We start from the raw sequence: 19946 nt of genomic DNA on the forward strand, positions 1-19946 counted from the left end.
AATTTTGTACGTAAAATTAACTTTAAGCGCTTGCCCACCAATACGGCAATGCGGTTGTTTTTAAGGTTCTTTGATGCTGCTGAAAAGCGGCATCATATTTAGCAACTTCCGCCCAGAAACGTGCACTATGATCAAAATGTTGCGTATGTGCGAGTTCATGCACACAGACATAACGGGTAATGACTTCAGGAAACAACACTAAAGCACTGTTAAGCATGATGTCATGTTTGGCACTACAACTCCCCCAGCGGGTCTTGGGCTGACGAATTGAGCATTGTGCAAATTTTAAACCAGTTTCATGACTAATCTGTTGCAAATAAACAGGCAAGTGCTGTTTGGCATATGCAATTACAAAAGATTTTAAATAACTTTCGGGCTGACGGTCACTGATCCAAAGCTGGTGATTATCCTCATCCAAAATATACGCATTTTTTTGTGTTTTATAGCTCACCGTTAAAGCATTTTGGCGATTAAACAACCATAAATCTATGGGAAGGGTTTGATCTATCTGTACCAGATTGGCTTGCTGCTTCTGCCACGTTTCAACCATCCACTGTTCAGATTGATTTAAAAAATCCTGAATTTGCCGTTTACTACAAAATTTAGGCACGGTTAAACGAATTTGAGTCGGTTCAACACGAAGTCGTAACCGAGTCGCACGTGCATGATGGGTGATTTGAATTTCAGGTAGGTCTGCTAAGGTCATTAATATTATTCTTTTATTGAATCATCCTCCCGACCCTCCTTTTGAAAGGAGGGAGAAAAACATAAGATAAAAATGTTTTTGCTTTTAGCCCCTCTTTTTCAAAGAAGAGCTCAGGGAAGATTTAAAATTAAACAGCGGTACGCTCTTCAATACCACTGTCTGTTGCAACAACTGCCACATCTGCTTTATTGATTGCAAAAATACCATTACACACCACACCTGGAATGTCGTTAATGGTTTTTTCAAGCTCAAGCGCATTTAAGATGTTCAGGTTATAGACGTCTAAAATCACGTTACCGTTATCCGTCACCACGCCTTCACGGTAAGCAGGATCACCACCGAGCGCTACAATTTTACGTGCCACAGCTGAACGAGCCATTGGAATCACTTCAATCGGAAGTGGGAAGTCACGCCCCAATTGATCAACCCACTTAGAATCATCAACGATACAAACAAATTTTCTCGCAATTGAAGCCACAATTTTCTCGCGAGTAAGTGCGGCGCCACCGCCTTTGATCATATGCATATGACGGTCAATTTCGTCTGCACCATCGACATAGGCATCTAAACCGCCGACAGAGTTCATATCAACCACTTCAATGCCTAATTTCTTTAAACGCTCAGCCGTTGCTTCTGAACTTGCCACAGCTGCTTCAAGCTGAAGCTCTGGTAAAAGTTCAATTAAGAAATTTACGGTGCTGCCTGTACCCACCCCTAAAATGCCACCTTTAGGTAAGTGCTTTAAGGCAGCTTTTGCAGCAGCTTGCTTTTTTTCATCTTGGGTAGCATACAGACTCATAATTTGGCTCAACTATTTTTTGACATTTGTTGCTGATTTTACAGCCCAAATGTACAGGGGTTTGTTACAATGATCCTCTATTTTAAACTGTTAAATGGGAAATTAACATGCTGTCTCGTTTGGTTCGACAAATATTACAAGCAACAGTCTACGATGTTGCAATCGAAACTCCACTCGAAGCGGCACCTCGAATTAGTGAGAAACTCAATAACAACATTCGTTTTAAACGTGAAGACTTACAACCAGTCTTTTCATTTAAGCTACGCGGTGCCTATAACCGCATTAGCCAACTTCCTAGAGCTCAACTTGAACGTGGCGTGATTACTGCATCTGCTGGCAACCATGCCCAAGGCGTAGCACTGTCAGGTAAAAAACTAGGGATTCGTGCCATTATTGTGATGCCAAAAACCACCCCAGATATTAAAGTTCAGGCAGTCAAACGCTTAGGCGGTGAAGTGGTTCTCCACGGTGACTCTTTTGATGTTGCAAACAAATACGCAATTCAACGTGCTGCAGAAGATGGTATGAGCTTTATTCCACCCTATGACGATGAACTGGTCATGGCAGGTCAAGGCACGATTGGCAATGAAATTTTGCGCCAATGGCGCGATGTCGACTACGTTTTCGTCGCTGTTGGCGGCGGCGGTTTAATTGCTGGTGTAGCAGCCTACTTAGGCGATGTTGCACCACATGTCAAAGTCATTCCTGTTGAATATGACGAATCTGCTTGTTTAAAAGCCGCATTTGAAGCAGGCGAACGCGTAGTACTGCCTCAAGTTGGTCTATTTGCTGATGGCACAGCTGTAGCACAAATTGGTGAAAAACCATTTGAAGTGATTCAACTACAGAAGTCGGATAACTCAGGCCCGATCGTTGAGCGTGAAGTGGTTTTAGTCAATACCGATGAAATTTGTGCCGCCATTAAAGACACCTATGATGAATGTCGTAGCATCGTTGAACCATCAGGTGCAATGGCCTTGGCAGGGATTAAAAATTATATTGAAAAACACGAGCTGATTGGGCAAAACATCGTCTCAATTGTATGTGGTGCAAACATGAACTTTGACCGTTTACGTTATATTGCAGAACGTACTGAATTAGGTGAACGTAAAGAAGCTATTTTTGCTGTGACCATTCCAGAGAAAAAAGGTTCATTCCTGAATTTCTGCCGAGCGCTACAAGGCCGTAATATCACCGAGTTTAACTATCGTGCGAGCGATGCCAGTGCAGCGCAAGTCTTTGTCGGGATTAGCTTAAAAGGCGGTGAAAAAGAGCGTCACGATATTTTTGAAGCACTCAAAACTCAGTTCGATGTCGATGACTTATCTGATGATGAAGTGGCAAAACTGCATATTCGCTACCTGATTGGTGGTCATGCAGACCTTGAAAATGAGCGTCTGTTCCGTGTTGAGTTCCCTGAACGTCCAGGTGCACTGTTAATGTTCCTCGAGCGCCTTGGCCCTACCCATAACATTACCCTGTTCCACTACCGTAACCACGGCGCGGCTGAAGGTCGTGTCCTCGTTGGTTTAGAAGCAAGTGATGCGAAACAAAACCCAGATGGTTTGATTGAAACTTTAGAAAGTATTTCGTATCCATATGAAGAAATTACCAATAACCTAGGTTATCAACGTTTCTTAAAATAAAAGATTCAATACATACATAAAACCGCCCTTCGAGGCGGTTTTATTCTATGAGCTGCATCGGCTCTTCATCACCAAACGTGTGGTTATACGTAACAATAATTCTATCGATCAGCTCATCATTATGCGGTACCAATAGCCAATAAGGGTTTTCCCGCTCAATAACCAATAAACTGAGTTCATAAGGCTCAATAAAAATTTTAATGTGATTAAAAATAACATCAAAACTAAACTCAAAGTCATAACCATGCATGTCTGAGGTTTCTTCTTCCTCACTGTCATACATTTGATAAAAAGACGCCATATCATCATTAATTTGGTTTTTCAGCTCGTCTAAATCAATACCTAATTGTTGAAGTCGATGGCATTCATCAATACCATTTTGTCGAAAATCATCGAGTTCTATTTTTTGAATGTTTGAATAATAGCTATTCAACCAACGTACAAAGTGCTCGAACTCATCTTGTTCTTCTGGAATTGCGGTATCATTCAATTCTGGAAACGCGATCCTCAGGGATTCATACAGTGTCTTCCGCATTTATATACTCCTTTGGATGAGTGATATATTGGTATAAGGCAAAGCGCGGTTGATCGAAAAAAGCGTGTCTGTATAAAGATGACATCTTGTGAAATTTGGCACAACATTCGTTAACAATCGACGTATAAAAAAATTTAAAGGAAAGATGACATGGCACAATTTGCAGTGATTGGTTTAGGAAGCTTTGGAGCCACAGTTGCAACTCAACTCATTGAACTGGGACATGATGTCATTGGTATCGATAGTGAAAAAAAATATGTTGAAAATATTTCTGAGCAGGTGACCCATGCTGTCATCGCCGACGCAACAGATGAACATGTTCTCGATGAACTCAATATTAAAAACTGCGATGCCGTGGTGGTCGCAATTGGTGAAAATATTGAAGCCAGTATTTTGTGTGTGCTGCACCTCAAAAATATTGGGGTTGAAAAAATTTGGGTCAAAGCCAAATCAAAGTCGCACCATATGATTTTAAGCCATTTAGGGATTAGTAAAATTATTCACCCTGAAGAAGACATGGGCGTGCGGATTGCGCAGTCTTTATGCTATCCCATGGTCAGTCGCTATATGGCGCTTGAAGATAACCACTATATTGTCAAAATTGAAATTGATGAAAAACTACAAGGGACTCGCTTCCGCCAATTGATGGATCAAGCACCTGATGTGAAAACATTACTCCATAAACGCGGCAAAGACGTTTTGTACAGCATTGACCCCAATTTAATTTTACAAGTGGGTGATATTCTTGTTGTTGAAGGTTTAGTTGAAACATTACGTCGTCTTTCAGCACGGTTCAAATCATGAAAAAAGTCAAAGACTGGCAAACCCCAAAAAACAGCACCATTAATTTAAGCCCGCCCAGCCTGCTGGCTTTGGGTTTTTTGAGCTTTATTATTATTGGGACTCTATTATTAAAGTTACCCATTTCGCACCACGGTGAACTCAGTTGGATTCACTCTTTGTTCACCGCCAGCTCAGCAGTCACCATTACGGGACTGTCTGTGGTGAATGTCGGTGAAACTTTTACCGTAACAGGTAAAATCATCATCATGCTACTGATTCAAATTGGTGGCTTAGGTTTTATGACTTTCGCAATTTTAGCAGCACTAAGTCTGTCGACTAAACTGGGTTTAAAGCAACAAATCATGGCGCAAGAGACCATTGGTCAAACCAGCTTATCCAAAGTATCCTTCACCATTAAAGGGGTACTGCTGTATTCCTTATTTTTTGAAGCGATCGGCACGGTTATTTTGACCATTGCATGGTTAGAGGATTACAACTTCAATCAAGCTTTGTTCTATGCGGCTTTTTATAGTGTATCCGCATTTAACAATGGCGGCTTTTCACTGTTTCCCAACAGTCTAATGAGCTTCTCGGGTCAGTATCTCATTACCTTTACCATCAGTATGCTATACATCATTGGTGGGACAGGTTTTGTAGTGTTAATGGATATTAAACGCAGCAAACGTTGGAAAGGCTTAAGTACCAATAGCAAACTGATTTTATCCACCATTGCAGGCTTGAACCTCATCGCTTTTGTTCTTTTATGGGCGATTGAATCGAATAATCCCCTCACCTTAGCGCCAATGAGCTTAGGTGACCAAGCTTTAAATGCATGGTTCCATGCCACCGTACCTCGTTCATCGGGCTTTAACAGTCTTGATTTGGCACAAATGAAAGATGCCTCGACCCTCGTGACCATGTTACTGATGTTCATTGGAGGCGGCTCGATGAGTACCGCAGGCGGGATTAAAGTAGGTACTTTTATTATTGTTTTACTCAGCGTGATTAGCTTCCTTAGACGTGAAGATGAAATTCGTGTGTTCAATCACTCTGTTTCTCAAAAAACCTCTTTTAAGGCAATGGCTGTCGTCTCTATTACCGCAGCACTTATTTTCTTAGGCATCTTTAGTTTATCTTTAATCGAACCTAATCATCAGTTTATGGATTTGTTATTTGAAGCCATTTCCGCTGCTTGTACTGTCGGTTTGTCACGCGGCATCACGGGTGAACTTCAACCTGCAAGTTTATTTATCTTGATGCTCTTGATGTTTGCAGGTCGTTTAGGTCCTTTAACGCTGGCCTACCTGATAGCGACGCCGAAAAAGAGCCGCCTAAAACACCCAGCTGCCGATATTCAAATTGGTTAAAACACCTAACACTTAAACATAAAAAAACCACGTATCAAACGTGGTTTTTTTATGTTTCTAAATTAGTACCAATTCATTAAGGACACGCCCAAGCCCACATAAGTCGCTCGGTGGTTATAATCTATTAAGCTTTCGCCATAACCATCAAACAACTGGAAATGACCACGCAACTTCCCTGAAATAGGGAAAGCCCAGTCAAACTGTGCAGCACCGCGCGAATCATCGCCACCTTTTAAGCTATGACGTAGCATGAGTGAAAAATCATGTTCATTCCAACGGTAGAATGCTGTTAAATCACCCCGTCCGACATAATCCTTAATATCAGGGTTATTATCATCACCTGCATCTTCATCTAGACGGTACCAAGGGCGCAGCATGAGCGCAAAGTTGTCTCTTTCAAAACCCACATTCAACATGATACGGTTCCAACTACGCGACAGCGGATCGGAACGACCATTAGACTGGTGGTTGAAAGTTAATCCTAATAAGCGCCCATTTAAACCTAACAATTCATAATTGGTGCGGAAAACTAAACTGGCTTCAGGCTCATAGTTGGTTTCACGGAACGGACGGGATTCTTCGCTGTTATACACTTGCCAACGAGAAGACTGGGTATAACCCAACCAAACATCACCATTGTCCCCAAATAGGTTTTCCACAGCTTTAGTTTTTAAAGACAGTTGAAATTTCGCTTCCATCGACTTCAGGTTTTGCTCTCGATCGGCATTTACAGTATTGTTTTCATTTGGGCTCGATGGACGTTCATTTTTATCTGTCGTCCAAAAACCAGGCATTAAATACACTGGTTGGTAGGCACGAATATTCCAAGTTCCCAGTTTGCTTTCGGGTGAAAGCTCCCAACGGCTACCCATTAAAGATAAATTTGGGGATATTTTAGGACCTTCAGAAGCGAAAACAGAGCTCACACCTTGAGCAATCTTCCCTGTGATATTTTCAGGTTCTGGCGCAATTTCCATGGCTGCACGTTGCTCAGAAACAATGCGCGGCTTTACTGCTTCAGGAATTTTGAATAATGCATCATAACAAGCCAAACGGTCTGCATTCGATGCTAATGCAACACATGCCTCGGCTGTTGCAGGAGTTGCAGGTACTTCGGAAATTTGTGCATGTGTTTTAGCGACACCCAAAGTACTGAGCACAGTCATGCTCAGTACTAAAGTTGAACGCTCAAATGATTTGAACGCCATACGACCCTCTTATTGTTTTACTGAACTTGTTGAATACTAAAACCTAACTCAATTAAAGTATCACGCTTCGCCATAGGTGCAACTACGGCTTTCGTTGGTTTTTGTTCAAGCAAGTATTGTACCGCCACACGTTGCAAGTCCTCTAAACCCACAGCCAAAAGACGGCTACGTAACTGCTTACGGAAGGCTGGTGTACGTGCATGTAAAAGTGCATAACATGCCGTAATCGCTTCACCCGCTGGTGAACCTGGTTTGTCCATACCCGCAATCAAACCTAAAATTGCTTCTTCAAGCTGATGTGGTTTTTGCTCAGTATTTAGCAACCATTGCACACTGGCTTCAAAGTCATTGAAGGTTTCAGCCAAACGCGGGTCACGGTAGCTATAGAAACGGAATGAACATGCATTGCCGTCATAGCTTGCGCCACCACCATAAGCCCCACCTTTTTCACGAATTGCACTGTGTAAGAAACCATTACGCAAGTACGCTGCCAGCACCATCAGCGGTGCAGCATCTGGATGTGACACCTCAACGGCTTGATAAGCCGATGAACAGAATTGAACATTGGCTTGAATTAGCCATGCTTCATCGGCATCGGTATCAACCTGCTCAGTAGCTTTTAAAGTCACAGTTTGCTCAGGAATAGCTAACTTGTCCCACACATTTTGAACTTCTTCAACCAAACGGTCTGACTGATGTTCTTCACACACTAGTAAGAACTGTTTTGGTGCTTGTAAAAGTTTCAAATGAATCGCTTTTAATTCATTGATCAAATCATCATAAGCTGCTGCATCATTTTCAATACGGCTGACTAAATCGCCTAACCAGTTTAATGCACCCAAGCCCGTGTTGTGATAATCACGTTTTGCCAAAGCACTGTGGTTACGTCCTGCAATTTGCATGGCATAACTGTGACCTGAACCTGAAAGACGTGATGCCCAACGGGTTTTACGTTGTTGCAATAACTCAACAATGCGATCTTTTTCGTCAAAACGCAGTTGTTCAAATGCCAGTTTCAACAAAGCGATACTGTCAAAATTACTCACCAACGATTTTGTGGTCAGCGTTAACCATGCACTGATTTGATTTTTATCATTCACTTGAGAGCGCAAAGAGGCGCCCATACCTAAACCACCACTCACCGCTGTTTGCAGTTGTTGTAGTTCAAGATAGTCATATTGACCTGCACCGACTTCACCCATCAAAATGGACAGCAAGTTAAAGTATGGCGATTGCACTACATCTTGCGGAATCTGGATCAGCACTTGGTTGTAGTAAATACCGTTGGTACCTGCATGATAAAGATTCAACGGATAATCGATACGATTTGAAATAATCTCGCGCAACTGCCCTTGTACAATTTGCAGTTCAGCAGGCACATCTTCCAAGCCCACTTTTGGCAAAAGATTAAGGTCATCAGGGGTATCTTGACGGACTTTAAGTGCTTCAGTTTGTGCTTCAATTTCTGCTTTTTCAGCTTCTGTTAGCTGCGCACCAATTTCGGCTAAACGTGCTTTTTCTGCCGCCGCTTCCACCGCAGATTTATTGGCATCAGGCACCAACGTCATTTGTACACGGTGCGGGTTATCAATCAAATAGGTTTTGATTAAGTTTGACAACCACATTGGATCTTTCAGTTCTTCTTTCACCGCAGCAATGGCTGAGTCTACATCCCATACAGTGACTGGGTCACTGTGGTGAATGGCACTCCCCAAACCATTTAAAATCAGGCTTAGACCATAAGGCATGCCATCACCATTGATTTCACGTTGGTGCAATTCAATTTGATGTAAAATCGCATCTACCATATTTTGATCGACAGGTTTTGAAGCGACGTCTTCTAAAACCTTAAACACACCTGCTTTAAACTCAGCTGTATGTTCAGGGTTTGAACCTTGTACGCCACAGTAGAAGGTCATTTCGTAGTTTGAATCATCTACCCCCATAATCGGGCCAGTAGACTGTGCATAACCACACGTCTCTAAATAATGACGCAATGGAGAAGCTGAATCTTCTAACAGTACACCTTCTACAAGGCGCATACCTAAGCGTAGTTTGATCTCGCTGGCTTTAGGCAATAACCACGAAATAATGTGATAAGTTTTGTCTTTTAAATCTTCCGCATCTACCGCATAGGTTTCAGTCACTTCTAGTGGCGCAGTCAAACGACGCTCTTCTTTAGAGAATAGCGTTTCACCTTTTGAAAACTTGGCCAAGGCTAAAGTTTCAAACTGCTCTTGTAGATTGTAAGCAGGTTCATTACCAAAGGTCATGAAAACTGCGTTACTTGGGTGATAATGTGACTTGTAGAAATCCACCAACTCAGGGTAAGTCAAGTCCGGAATATCTTTAGGGTCGCCACCTGAGTTGTAGTGATAAGTGGTTTCAGGGAATAAGTGATGGGCTAACTGATGATACAACTGGTCTGAAGGAGAACTCATTGCCCCTTTCATTTCGTTGAAAACCACACCTTTATAAACAGGCTCACCGTTTTCAAGCTCAATGCGGATTCCTTCTTGGGCAAAATCCAGCGGATTCAAATTGGCTGCAAAAGCCGCATCTAAATATACTTCAAGTAAGTTTTGGAAATCTTTTTTATTCTGAGTCGCAAATGGATACGCTGTCCAGTCCGCCGCAGTAAAGGCGTTCATAAACGTATTCAGTGAACGACGAATCATTAAGAAGAACGGATCACGAACAGGAAATTTTTCCGAACCACACAGTGCTGTGTGCTCTAAAATATGCGCTTCGCCTTTTGAATCCATAGGTTGGGTGCGAAATGCAACCAAGAATACATTTTCATCATGATTGGTGGCCAAGTGATAATGCACTGCCCCAGTGACTTTATGTTTATATTCAGACACTAAAATGTCTAAAGCTTCAACATGGTGTTGACGTACCAACTGAAACGCAGGATGTACAGTTTGAGAAATGGTTTCAGTGACATCTACAGTCATGTGATCTCCTAACAATAATTAATACACTGCCTGCATTATAGCTTTAGTTGTCAAAAGATTTCACGCTGAAAACCCGAGTAATTTGCTGGAAATTTGAAAAGCATCTCACTGCTTTCCAAATTTCAGTCTTTTTGAGGGAAGCGTTCTCAAAAAGTAAAACTAGATGAGATATTTAAAATAATTATAGTTCGGGTGATTTTCCACAAAAACATAGTTTTGCTTTTGATAAAAACTGGCTGCGGATAAGTCTGCGGTATTTAAACACAGTGCAGAAAAGTTTGGACGCGCACATTTTTCTAGATGCACCAACAACTGACGACCCACACCGCTCTTACGGTATTTAGGGTGCACATAAAAACGACGTACACGCCCAATCCGCGCCTCGATTTCATTTTCACCCCATTGTTGATTTAAACCACCACAGGCAATCAATTGGTCTTGATCATAGGCCAATAACAACACTTCACCCTTTTGATCAAAACGATTTTTTCCACTTTGATATTCTTCGATCAAGCGGGTCAACGGTTCATATCCTTCTTTTGCCGCAAGTTGTGCTAAAGCTTGTATTTGAGGAGGTAATTGTTCTGCCGCTTGAATTAAAATTTCCATCTAAACTTCCTTGAATATGAGCAAAGCCATTTCACTACATTTGCCGCGTAAATAAAATGAATTTTCCTCAACAAACTACAGCAATCTTGAGCATTGGTGTAAAATGTCGCTTTATTTTCAATACGTGACGAAAAAAGACATGGCAACTGTTGATCTTTTTGCAATTGGTAATGCACTAATCGACCAAGAATTTAAAGTCTCTGACGACTTCCTTATTCAACAACATTTGCAAAAAGGCACTATGCAGTTAACTGATGGTGAAACACAAGCAGATCTTTATAAAAAATTAAAAGAAACGCAAAGCTATAAAGGTCAAGCTTCAGGTGGTTCAGCAGCCAACACCACCGTTGCTTTTAGTGCCTTGGGTGGTTCAGCATTTTATGCATGCCGCGTGGGTAATGATGAACTAGGGCAAACTTACCTCAATGGTTTACACGAAGCAGGCATTAAAAACACTGAAAAATCAATCAGTGAAGGCGTAACAGGCACGTGTATGGTTTTAGTCAGTGAAGACTCTGAACGCACTATGCATACCTATTTGGGGATCACGGCCGAGTTAACTGAACAACAGATTGACTTTGAACCCTTAAAAACCGCGAAATGGCTCTATATCGAAGGTTATCTTTCAACCAGCGATAGCGCACGTTTGGCTGTTAAGCAGGCCCGTGAAATTGCCAAAGCTCATGGTGTTAAAATTGCACTAACCCTATCTGACCCTGCGATGGTGCAATACGCGCGTCATGGTCTAGATGAAATGATTGCGGATGGTGTGGACTTATTGTTCTGTAATCAGCAAGAAGCCATGATGTACACTGAAACTGAAACAGTTGAGGCGGCTTTAGCAAAACTTAAAACACTGAGCCAGCATGTGGTGATTACGCTTTCCGCTGAAGGTGCACTTATTTCAAATGCACAGGAAACATTTAATGTCGTGGGTCGTAAAGTACACGCTATCGATGCCAATGGTGCAGGTGATGCCTTTGCTGGTGCCTTCCTTTATGCAGTGAATGCGGGCTTAGGCTTACATACAGCTGCGCAACTTGCAATTTTGATTTCAAGTGAAGTGGTGTCACAGTTTGGCCCTCGTTTGGCTGTGGCAAATTACGCTGAATTGTTCCAACAACTGCAAAAGGAATGTGCATGATGCAAAAAATTTGCATGACGGAAGACATCCCAGAACGCGAAGCGCGCTCTTTTGAAACACCTAAAGGGGATACGATTTTTATCACCCAACGTGACGGTGCCTTCTTTGCTTACCAAAACATTTGCCCGCATTTGCAAGTTGAACTTGAATTTTTGGAAAACCAGTTTTTAGACCGCGACCAAGAATTTATTGAATGTTCGACCCATGGTGCGTTGTTTATGGTGGAAACAGGTGAATGCATTTCTGGCCCATGCCAAGGTGAAGCACTTGAAAAAGTAGCGATTACCGTGCATTCTGACGGCGGGATTTATCTCACAGAAGAATAATGAAATTGGACGTTCACCATGTATGAGTTGCTACATCACCCTGACTTGATGCTCTTTCATTTCAGCTTATTGACTTTAGTCATACTCAGCATGGTGGAAACCTTAGGCTACTTTTTTAAATCTCGCCCAAGTCATTTCCTTAAAAGGCTCTCGCCACAAAAACTGACTGAATCTCCGCTGCTGGACGTTAAGTTTTCTAAAGTACTGATTGTAGTTTTTCTCTTACTTAATTTTAGTGTTGCAGGTTATTTCCTTCAGTTCTGCATCTACGCCAAAGAACAGGCCTTTACTTCGGCTTACTACCTGATTTTGCCTGCGCTGATTATTGCAATTTTCTTTACCGTTTTTATGATCCACTGTTTGGATCAAGTTATTAAACCCAGACCAGATAAAAAACAAACCAACTTACTGGGTCGTCTGGCGACTATCTCCAGCGGGAATGCACGTCCTGGTTTTTCGGCTCAAGCTCGCGTTCGCGATGAATATGGTCAGCTACACTATGTCCAAGTTGAACCTGAGTTTGGTGAACTTGAATTTCAGTCACAAATTATTCTCATTCGTCTAAAAAAGTCGCATTACATAGCAAAGAAAATTTCAAAATCCAATCAACTTTTTAGTGGTGAAAGTACGCGCTAAACAAACACCAAATCCAATCCTATTTCAACGTTGCACGTCTATATAAGCATGTCTATCCTTTGCCATACCTACTTACTGCGTCAGTCTCCAACAAACGCCTCACAACGCGCTGTTTAAATCAAAGCCTTGCATCATCTTCTTGCTCAATCTTTTTAAAGGAATCAGTCAGTCACAATCCAGCTTTCTACAATTTAAAATATTTGCGCAAAAATAAGCTCAGAATGAGAATTTTACTCCCCGCCTCTGCCTTCAAGCTTATATGACACAATAAAAGACTTTTTAATATGAATTCGATTTTCAACTCCTAATTTCCTTGTGATGTATGCGACAGATCAAATCATCCATGATTCATATCCGTTAAAATCTATCATTTAAAAGCCCTATCACTTTTATCATCTTAAGACGAATTATCAATAAAATAACGATGAACGTTAAATATAAGCGTTTTAGTCGGATTTAAAATAAATATATACAAGTATTTTAGTCAGGTATTTAAATATAAACATAAGTAATTTGGTCAACTTTAAAATACAAAAATATTAGTTTATTTTTCATCACACCATTTTTTTAAGTATCTGTATTTAAATGACTTAATAATATATTTTTTATTTAAGTTTAAAGACTATTTATCTTTTGTATGTTTTTGTTTAATAATATAAAGCAAGTTAAAAAATAGGCTTTGTGAAATGAGCTTAGTCCCCAAAAATCTCAATCAAAAAGTCACCAGAGAAATTGTGGCCATTTTAATCATTAAGGTGATTATTTTAATGGTCATTAAGAACATCTGGTTTGACGCCCCGACTATTCCTAAAAATTTTGACAATCAAGTTGCTGAGCGTATTGCAGGCAATCCATCCCCAATCAAGGAGACACGTTGATGATATCTGAAAGCGTGGTCGATCTTTCGCGGTTCCAGTTCGCTATGACCGCGATGTATCACTTTATTTTTGTTCCACTTACACTGGGTCTTGCTTTTATTCTTGCCATTATGGAAACCACCTATGTGATTTCAGGTAAAGAAATTTATAAAGACATGACCAAGTTTTGGGGGAAACTCTTCGGTATTAACTTCGCTTTAGGGGTCACTACTGGCTTAACCATGGAGTTCCAGTTCGGGACTAACTGGGCATATTACTCACACTATGTGGGGGATATTTTCGGTGCTCCATTAGCCATTGAAGGATTAATGGCATTCTTCTTAGAATCGACATTCATCGGTCTGTTCTTCTTTGGATGGGATCGCTTATCCAAAGTGCAGCACTTATGTGTGACATGGCTGGTTGCACTCGGTTCTAATATGTCTGCCTTATGGATTTTGGTTGCAAATGGTTGGATGCAAAACCCTGTCGGTTCTGTATTTAACTATGAAACCATGCGCATGGAGTTGGTCGACTTTGGGGCACTTATTTTTAACCCCGTTGCTCAGGTAAAGTTTGTACACACTGTGTCGGCAGGTTATGTCACGGGTGCTATTTTTGTACTGGCGATTTCAAGTTATTACTTGCTGAAAAAACGTGACTTACCGTTTGCACGTCGTTCGTTTGCTATCGCTGCTATCTTCGGTTTGGCTTCAACCCTCTCTGTGATTTTACTTGGTGATGAGTCAGGCTATGAGCTCGGTGATGTTCAAAAAACCAAACTTGCAGCGATTGAAGCAGAATGGGATACTCACCCTGCACCTGCACCCTTTACTTTGTTTGGTATTCCAAATAAAGAAACCATGACCACAGATTATGCAGTGAAAGTGCCGTACCTGATGGGGATTATCGCAACACGTTCTTTAGACAAAGAAGTGACTGGCATTAAAGATTTGATTGTCCAGCACGAAGCACGTATTCGTAACGGTATGGTCGCTTATTCACAACTGGAAAAACTCCGTGCTGGTGATACCTCTCCAGAGCTCAAAGCTGCTTTTGCTGAAACTCAAAAAGACTTAGGTTATGGCTTACTTTTGAAAAAGTACACAGAAAATGTGGTCGATGCCTCTGAAGATCAGATTAAAGCTGCAGCTAAAGACACCATTCCACACGTACCAAGCTTGTTCTGGGCCTTCCGTGCCATGGTTGCATCTGGTTTCTTAATGTTATTGCTATTCGCTTTAGCAACCTTTGCGGTGGCAAAGCGCAATGCAGAAAACAAACCTTGGTTACTGAAATTTGCACTTTTCGCTCTGCCTCTACCGTGGATTGCAGCGCAAACAGGTTGGTATGTGGCTGAAGTGGGTCGTCAACCGTGGACCATTGGTGAAGTTTTACCGACACACTTGTCAGCATCGAGCTTAAGCACAGGTGATGTTTGGGGTTCTATCGCTGCATTGGCTGCGTTTTATACCGTACTTTTGATTATTGAAATGTATTTGATGATCAAGTTCTCACGCCTTGGCCCAAGTTCACTTCATACAGGCAAATACCATTTTGAAAAACTTGAAGCAGCTCGCAACGAGGAGACTCAAGCATGATCGAATATGAATTACTCAAAATTATCTGGTGGGTTTTGGTCGGGGTCTTATTGATTGGCTTTGCCCTCACTGATGGCTTCGATATGGGCTCTATGGCGATCATGCCATTTGTAGGTAAAACGGACGAAGAACGTCGCGCAGCCATCAACACTATCGCTCCGCACTGGGACGGTAACCAAGTTTGGTTCATTACTGCTGGCGGCGCATTGTTTGCCGCATGGCCAATGGTTTATGCAACAGCATTCTCAGGCATGTATTGGGCGCTACTGTTGGTACTGTTTGCCCTATTCTTACGACCTGTCGGCTTTGACTACCGCTCTAAACTGCAAAATACCAAATGGCGTACGTCATGGGACTGGGGTTTAGCAGTCGGTGGTGCTGTGCCTGCACTGGTCTTCGGTGTGGCTTTTGGGAACATGTTCTTAGGCGTACCATTTAGCTTAGATGACACTGTCCGTTCAACTTATACAGGGAGCTTCTTTGCTCTACTCAACCCATTTGCTTTAGTCTGCGGCCTAGTTAGTTTATCGATGCTGTGCGCACACGGCGGTGCATGGCTCATGCTTCGTACCGATGGTGACTTACGCAGACGCTCAGCACAAGCAACGAAACTTATGGGCATTATTTATCTCATCTGTTTCTTAGGTGCTGGTGCTTGGTTGTACTTTGGTGGAATCGAAGGTTATACCTTAGTGACTCCATTTGATACCAACGGTGTTGCTAACCCATTGGCGAAAGAAGTGTTGACCAATGCGAACCATGGCTGGATGAACAACTACTCGACTTACCCAATTACCATGATTGCGCCTATCGCAGGTATCTTAGGTGGTTTGATTGTGGTGCTTGCAGCTGGCAAAAACAAAGCGGGCTTTAGCTTCTTAGGTTCGAGTTTAGCGGTCGTGGGTGCAATTTTAACTGCTGGTTTTGCGCTGTTCCCATTCTTAATGCCATCAAGCATTCAACCTGTTGCAAGCTTGACTATGTGGGATGCCGTTTCAAGTAAAACGACGTTAACTGTAATGACAGTTGCGGCATGTATCTTTGTCCCACTCATTTTGTGCTATACCACTTGGTGTTACTACAAAATGTGGGGTGTTATTACCAACACACACATTAAAGAGAATTCACACAGCCTTTACTAAGGCTGTGTCTAAGGAGATCAAATTATGTGGTATTTTGCATGGATTCTCGGCATTTTGATGGCTTGCTTTGCAGGTGTACTCAGTGCTTTGTATATCGAACATCATCAAGACCTTGATGAGGAATAAACCATGACAGACGTTGCTATGGAAAACCAAACTGTAGATAAAAAGCCGAACAAATTTGCGATGCTAATTTCCTGCCTATTGGCCTTTCCACTTGCAGCGGTGTTGTTAGTGCATCCAGCTGCTATGTTGGATGACAATGGTCACTATAGCCACAGTGCGCTGATGTATATCATGATTGGTATCTCAGGCGGCTTTATCCACGGCGTCGGGTTCGTGCCACGCCACTGGATTTGGAAATGGCTGTTTAGCCCGTTTCTATCGTGGCCACTGATGATCTGGGGTTATTACACTTGGTTCTTCAGTTAAATGAAAAAGCCCTCATTGACTGAGGGCTTTTTTATGGTCCGCTATTCGTGGATTCTACATTTCAGCCATGACACCAATAATGCCATTAATAATCATATCTACCGCAATGGTTCCAATCAGTAAGGCCGACAGTCTCCCAACAATATCAACATAACGGTCAATATATTTGGCATGCTTATAGCGTAAATGATCATGTGCAAATTTCATTAAAATCATCAAGCCACAGGTCAACGCCAAAGTCAGGAAAATAATCATGGCCGCGCCACTGATTGGCAGTGCCATACCTGTCACCACAGCAGCACTGATGGTTCCTGGACCAATCATAAAAGGCATCGCAATGGTTCCTGCCAAATGCTCAGGCGCACCACGCATTTCACCAATGGTATCTGCCCCCTGAAATACGTAACGATAACCAATCACCAAGAAGATCAGACCACCAAATATTTGAAAGGCTTCAAAACGTACATTTAAATATTTACTAAAAATCGCTTCCCCACCCCATGCAAACAGCATAAATACTATAAAAGCAATGAGACAGCCCTGAATCAAGGCCTTATTAAACACTTTAGCTTCGGAGTTCCGAATCATGCCAATCATGTAAATACTCATTAAAAACGGATTCAGCAATGAGAAAAACAAAGCAAAAGCATGTAAATATGAAGTCAACATGGTTCCTCCTAATTATCCTTGAGGGTCTGGAAATAAGGGACGATTCCCCGGACTGATTCGATTGATATGTAAGAAGGTCATGTGACGTTCATAACGATCCAGCACATCATTAATCACTTGCTCTTTGGTATAACCAACAAGGTCGTTGCCTTGAGAACCTTCATACAAATAAGTTTCAAGACGGTAATAGAAGCGTTTACCCAGTTTGCCACGTTCACTAAAGGTCGGTGCAATATAGCGAACTGGCCAAATTTGATAGACAAAGTTTTGTTCTTCTTCCAAATGAATCATCAAATCTAAGTGATACAGATTTGGGTCTTCTTCTAGCGCACTCTCTTGAACACTGATGTCGATACCTCGTTTTTGCATTTCCTCTGCAACCGCCATTACCGCAGGTCGGCAGATGTCATCGAGCATACGCCGAGTATCAGTTGTTCCTGGATGGTGCATGACTCGGGACAACCGTTTTTTCCAGTTGAGGATGTCGACATTGCCCACCACGGGTGCGGCATTTAAACTGCTACTGGCTTGTCGGTAGTCTTCTAACCGCAGTGATTTATACAAACCTGCCATCACCAAGAACATCACAAAACTAAACGGCAACCCCATAATAATCGTGGCATTTTGTAGTGCCGTAATCCCGTTAGCCATCAACATTGCAAGGGTCAACAAACCAATCGCTACGGCCCAGAACACGCTCAACCATCGCGGTGCATCATGATCGACATTGGTAAATTGAGTGGTGAAATTACCCAACACCAGTGCACCAGAGTCCGCCGAGGTCACATAAAAAAGTAAACCTGTGATTGTGGCTACACCTGCAATAAACGGAAACCACGGATACTGAGCCAGTAAGTCATAAAAACCATGCGCTGGGTTGGCAATGACACTTTGTGCAAGGGCTAAATTACCATCAAAAATCACACTATGTAGTGCACTATTTCCAAATATTGATAACCACGTAAGTGTGAAAAACAGAGGAATAATAAGGGTCCCACTAACAAACTCACGAATAGTTCGACCTCGTGAAATCCGTGCTAAAAACAAACCTACAAATGGCGACCAAGCCACCCACCATGCCCAAAAGAACAAAGTCCAACTGTTCATCCATTCTTTCGGTTGTTGAAAGGCAAAACTTTCTAAAGTCATGCTTGGAAAACGGTTAATGTAGTCTCCAATATTTTGCACAAAAGCATTCAGTAAAAATTCGGTATTGCCTAAAAACAAAATAAACAGCATCAACCCGACAGAAACATAAATATTGATCTCAGAGAGAACTCGCAGTCCCTTATTCACCCCTGAAGTCACTGAAATAATGGTCATTGCCACCGCAACCACAATTAATGCGGTTTGCATCCAGAGGTTTTCGGGTAAATCGAACAACACGTGTAAGCCATAGTTCAGCTGTACTACCCCAATCCCGCAGGTTGTCGCAATACCAAAAATAGTCCCGATGACCGCAGCCGTATCGACACTATGACCGATCGGCCCATGAATCTTATTGCCAAAGATCGGATATAAAGCAGAGCGAATAGTCAGTGGTAAGTTATAGCGATAACTAAAATATCCCAATGCCATGCCAATCAAGGCATACATACACCATCCCGTTAATCCATAGTGAAACAGGGTCCACACCATGCCTTGACGTGCAGCCTCTAGGGTCTGCCCCTCACCCACGGGTGGATGCATATAGTGAGATAAAGGTTCCGCTACCGAGAAAAACATCAAATCGATGCCTATCCCAGCTGAGAACAACATTGCAGACCAACTTAAAAGGCTAAATTCTGGCTTGGAATGTTTGGGGCCTAATTTAATGTTGCCGTAGCGAGAACAGGCAATAAAAATGACAAAGACCATATACAGAGTCGCTGCGAGTAAGTAATACCAACTAAAAGTTGAACTCACCCACGCCAAGACTGTATTTAAGGTCCTATTAGCAAAGTCATTAAACAAAATGGTGGTAATAGAAAAAATTAAAATAATGAGAGCTGAAATATAAAAGACCACACCATTTAAACGGTCTTTAGGCGCTAATGTTTGATCATCAACTGCTCTTGGATTATCTGTTGCCATACAATCCTCAAGAAAGTAAATAAAAAAAGACAAAAGCCAATTTTTAAACTTCTCGTGGTCGAGAGCTTAAAAATCGACTAACGAAATCGACAGTATTTTTATCAGAAATAAAAACGCTATCTTCTTTAAACCTGAAGGTTTAAATCATTTATGAGGTGCATTTGCTACACAGGCTTAAAATGTGAGCCCCCCTTGTTCATCGATATTCCGATAGGAATCCTACACATATCTCCCTTCAACATGACTATAAGAGCTTTCTCAACTCGAAAAAAGTATAAAACCGTAAGCCCATAGCTCATCAGCTCACTTTTCTGAATGATGTTCTGCAATTAAACCCTTATGGCACATCCTTTTGATAAATAAAAAGTTATGTTGAATACTCAAAGCAATTTAGCAGTATTTTGCTTTGAATTTAACCATAAGTGTACTTTTTATTGATTGAACGTTCAATCAATA

General features: G+C 41.8%; 19 protein-coding genes. 11 read left to right on the forward strand and 8 right to left on the reverse strand.

Features of this window, described 5'->3' with window-relative positions; all coding sequences use genetic code 11:
- Positions 1-22: 22 nt before the first annotated feature.
- Positions 23-706 (reverse strand): SprT family zinc-dependent metalloprotease, encoded by a 684-nt coding sequence (locus HUK62_RS10685; protein WP_176537837.1) that lies wholly within the window; start codon positions 704-706, stop codon positions 23-25.
- Positions 707-833: 127 nt separating this feature from the next.
- Entirely contained in the window at positions 834-1505 is a 672-nt protein-coding gene (gene rpiA / locus HUK62_RS10690) for a ribose-5-phosphate isomerase RpiA (RefSeq protein WP_004696685.1), read from the reverse strand.
- A 107-nt stretch (positions 1506-1612) separates the two neighbouring features.
- On the opposite strand from rpiA, the gene ilvA reads away from it, so the two are divergent.
- On the forward strand, positions 1613-3151 hold the full coding sequence (ilvA, locus tag HUK62_RS10695) for a threonine ammonia-lyase, biosynthetic (RefSeq protein ID WP_176537838.1): 1539 nt from the start codon (positions 1613-1615) through the stop codon (positions 3149-3151).
- A gap of 40 nt (positions 3152-3191) precedes the next feature.
- On the opposite strand, the gene HUK62_RS10700 is transcribed toward ilvA, so the two are convergent.
- Complete coding sequence (locus HUK62_RS10700; protein WP_004981827.1) at positions 3192-3686, reverse strand: hypothetical protein; 495 nt, start codon at positions 3684-3686, stop codon at positions 3192-3194.
- A gap of 150 nt (positions 3687-3836) precedes the next feature.
- Here HUK62_RS10700 and HUK62_RS10705 point away from each other — a divergent pair, with 150 nt between their 5' ends.
- Both HUK62_RS10705 and HUK62_RS10710 read left to right on the forward strand, forming a co-directional pair.
- Positions 3837-4490 (forward strand): TrkA family potassium uptake protein, encoded by a 654-nt coding sequence (locus HUK62_RS10705; RefSeq protein ID WP_058869788.1) that lies wholly within the window; start codon positions 3837-3839, stop codon positions 4488-4490.
- Complete coding sequence (locus HUK62_RS10710) at positions 4487-5836, forward strand: TrkH family potassium uptake protein (protein ID WP_176537839.1); 1350 nt, start codon at positions 4487-4489, stop codon at positions 5834-5836. Before HUK62_RS10705 ends, HUK62_RS10710 begins: the two co-directional genes overlap by 4 nt.
- Before the next feature lie 62 nt (positions 5837-5898).
- Here the strand turns inward: HUK62_RS10710 and HUK62_RS10715 are convergent, their stop codons facing one another.
- The 3 genes from HUK62_RS10715 to HUK62_RS10725 form a co-directional block, all read right to left on the reverse strand.
- Positions 5899-7044, reverse strand: coding sequence for a phospholipase A (locus HUK62_RS10715; RefSeq protein WP_176537840.1), 1146 nt, complete (start codon positions 7042-7044; stop codon positions 5899-5901).
- Between the two features lie 17 nt (positions 7045-7061).
- Positions 7062-10001, reverse strand: a complete 2940-nt coding sequence (locus HUK62_RS10720; RefSeq protein WP_176537841.1) for an insulinase family protein — start codon at positions 9999-10001, stop codon at positions 7062-7064.
- Positions 10002-10160: 159 nt separating this feature from the next.
- Positions 10161-10610, reverse strand: a complete 450-nt coding sequence (locus HUK62_RS10725; protein ID WP_176537842.1) for a GNAT family N-acetyltransferase — start codon at positions 10608-10610, stop codon at positions 10161-10163.
- Positions 10611-10749: 139 nt separating this feature from the next.
- Here HUK62_RS10725 and HUK62_RS10730 point away from each other — a divergent pair, with 139 nt between their 5' ends.
- The 8 genes from HUK62_RS10730 to HUK62_RS10765 all read left to right on the forward strand — a co-directional run bounded on the left by HUK62_RS10730 (position 10750) and on the right by HUK62_RS10765 (position 16748).
- Complete coding sequence (locus HUK62_RS10730; RefSeq protein ID WP_176538481.1) at positions 10750-11754, forward strand: adenosine kinase; 1005 nt, start codon at positions 10750-10752, stop codon at positions 11752-11754.
- A gap of 14 nt (positions 11755-11768) precedes the next feature.
- Positions 11769-12080, forward strand: coding sequence for a Rieske (2Fe-2S) protein (locus tag HUK62_RS10735; protein WP_010326961.1), 312 nt, complete (start codon positions 11769-11771; stop codon positions 12078-12080).
- An 18-nt stretch (positions 12081-12098) separates the two neighbouring features.
- On the forward strand, positions 12099-12716 hold the full coding sequence (locus HUK62_RS10740; RefSeq protein WP_010326962.1) for an OB-fold-containig protein: 618 nt from the start codon (positions 12099-12101) through the stop codon (positions 12714-12716).
- A 686-nt stretch (positions 12717-13402) separates the two neighbouring features.
- Positions 13403-13594 (forward strand): cytochrome oxidase putative small subunit CydP, encoded by a 192-nt coding sequence (cydP, locus tag HUK62_RS10745; RefSeq protein WP_004696660.1) that lies wholly within the window; start codon positions 13403-13405, stop codon positions 13592-13594.
- Entirely contained in the window at positions 13594-15174 is a 1581-nt protein-coding gene (locus HUK62_RS10750; protein ID WP_176537843.1) for a cytochrome ubiquinol oxidase subunit I, read from the forward strand. The genes cydP and HUK62_RS10750 overlap by 1 nt, the downstream gene beginning before the upstream one ends.
- Complete coding sequence (cydB, locus tag HUK62_RS10755) at positions 15171-16316, forward strand: cytochrome d ubiquinol oxidase subunit II (RefSeq protein WP_078388800.1); 1146 nt, start codon at positions 15171-15173, stop codon at positions 16314-16316. The genes HUK62_RS10750 and cydB overlap by 4 nt, the downstream gene beginning before the upstream one ends.
- Before the next feature lie 24 nt (positions 16317-16340).
- Positions 16341-16442 (forward strand): cytochrome bd-I oxidase subunit CydX, encoded by a 102-nt coding sequence (cydX, locus tag HUK62_RS10760; RefSeq protein WP_002120988.1) that lies wholly within the window; start codon positions 16341-16343, stop codon positions 16440-16442.
- Between the two features lie 3 nt (positions 16443-16445).
- Positions 16446-16748, forward strand: coding sequence for a cyd operon YbgE family protein (locus HUK62_RS10765; protein ID WP_004696655.1), 303 nt, complete (start codon positions 16446-16448; stop codon positions 16746-16748).
- A gap of 54 nt (positions 16749-16802) precedes the next feature.
- Here the strand turns inward: HUK62_RS10765 and HUK62_RS10770 are convergent, their stop codons facing one another.
- Together HUK62_RS10770 and HUK62_RS10775 are read right to left on the reverse strand one after the other, a co-directional pair.
- Positions 16803-17417, reverse strand: coding sequence for a MarC family protein (locus HUK62_RS10770; protein ID WP_004981851.1), 615 nt, complete (start codon positions 17415-17417; stop codon positions 16803-16805).
- Between the two features lie 12 nt (positions 17418-17429).
- Complete coding sequence (locus HUK62_RS10775) at positions 17430-19490, reverse strand: choline transporter (RefSeq protein ID WP_126036950.1); 2061 nt, start codon at positions 19488-19490, stop codon at positions 17430-17432.
- Between the last annotated feature and the right edge of the window lie 456 nt (positions 19491-19946).

The organism is Acinetobacter sp. NEB 394 (assembly GCF_013374795.1).
GTDB lineage: Bacteria > Pseudomonadota > Gammaproteobacteria > Pseudomonadales > Moraxellaceae > Acinetobacter > Acinetobacter johnsonii.

Excerpts from the sequence above, each read along its gene's own strand:
- HUK62_RS10700 (WP_004981827.1), bottom strand. The coding sequence starts at position 3,686 with ATGCGGAAGACACTGTATGAATCCCTGAGGATCGCGTTTCCAGAATTG.
- HUK62_RS10725 (WP_176537842.1), bottom strand. The coding sequence starts at position 10,610 with ATGGAAATTTTAATTCAAGCGGCAGAACAATTACCTCCTCAAATACAA.
- HUK62_RS10685 (WP_176537837.1), bottom strand. The coding sequence starts at position 706 with ATGACCTTAGCAGACCTACCTGAAATTCAAATCACCCATCATGCACGT.
- HUK62_RS10750 (WP_176537843.1), top strand. The coding sequence starts at position 13,594 with ATGATATCTGAAAGCGTGGTCGATCTTTCGCGGTTCCAGTTCGCTATG.
- HUK62_RS10765 (WP_004696655.1), top strand. The coding sequence starts at position 16,446 with ATGACAGACGTTGCTATGGAAAACCAAACTGTAGATAAAAAGCCGAAC.
- cydP (WP_004696660.1), top strand. The coding sequence starts at position 13,403 with ATGAGCTTAGTCCCCAAAAATCTCAATCAAAAAGTCACCAGAGAAATT.
- HUK62_RS10705 (WP_058869788.1), top strand. The coding sequence starts at position 3,837 with ATGGCACAATTTGCAGTGATTGGTTTAGGAAGCTTTGGAGCCACAGTT.
- cydX (WP_002120988.1), top strand. The coding sequence starts at position 16,341 with ATGTGGTATTTTGCATGGATTCTCGGCATTTTGATGGCTTGCTTTGCA.
- HUK62_RS10735 (WP_010326961.1), top strand. The coding sequence starts at position 11,769 with ATGACGGAAGACATCCCAGAACGCGAAGCGCGCTCTTTTGAAACACCT.
- HUK62_RS10775 (WP_126036950.1), bottom strand. The coding sequence starts at position 19,490 with ATGGCAACAGATAATCCAAGAGCAGTTGATGATCAAACATTAGCGCCT.
- HUK62_RS10770 (WP_004981851.1), bottom strand. The coding sequence starts at position 17,417 with ATGTTGACTTCATATTTACATGCTTTTGCTTTGTTTTTCTCATTGCTG.
- HUK62_RS10720 (WP_176537841.1), bottom strand. The coding sequence starts at position 10,001 with ATGACTGTAGATGTCACTGAAACCATTTCTCAAACTGTACATCCTGCG.
- HUK62_RS10715 (WP_176537840.1), bottom strand. The coding sequence starts at position 7,044 with ATGGCGTTCAAATCATTTGAGCGTTCAACTTTAGTACTGAGCATGACT.
- rpiA (WP_004696685.1), bottom strand. The coding sequence starts at position 1,505 with ATGAGTCTGTATGCTACCCAAGATGAAAAAAAGCAAGCTGCTGCAAAA.
- cydB (WP_078388800.1), top strand. The coding sequence starts at position 15,171 with ATGATCGAATATGAATTACTCAAAATTATCTGGTGGGTTTTGGTCGGG.
- HUK62_RS10710 (WP_176537839.1), top strand. The coding sequence starts at position 4,487 with ATGAAAAAAGTCAAAGACTGGCAAACCCCAAAAAACAGCACCATTAAT.
- ilvA (WP_176537838.1), top strand. The coding sequence starts at position 1,613 with ATGCTGTCTCGTTTGGTTCGACAAATATTACAAGCAACAGTCTACGAT.
- HUK62_RS10730 (WP_176538481.1), top strand. The coding sequence starts at position 10,750 with ATGGCAACTGTTGATCTTTTTGCAATTGGTAATGCACTAATCGACCAA.
- HUK62_RS10740 (WP_010326962.1), top strand. The coding sequence starts at position 12,099 with ATGTATGAGTTGCTACATCACCCTGACTTGATGCTCTTTCATTTCAGC.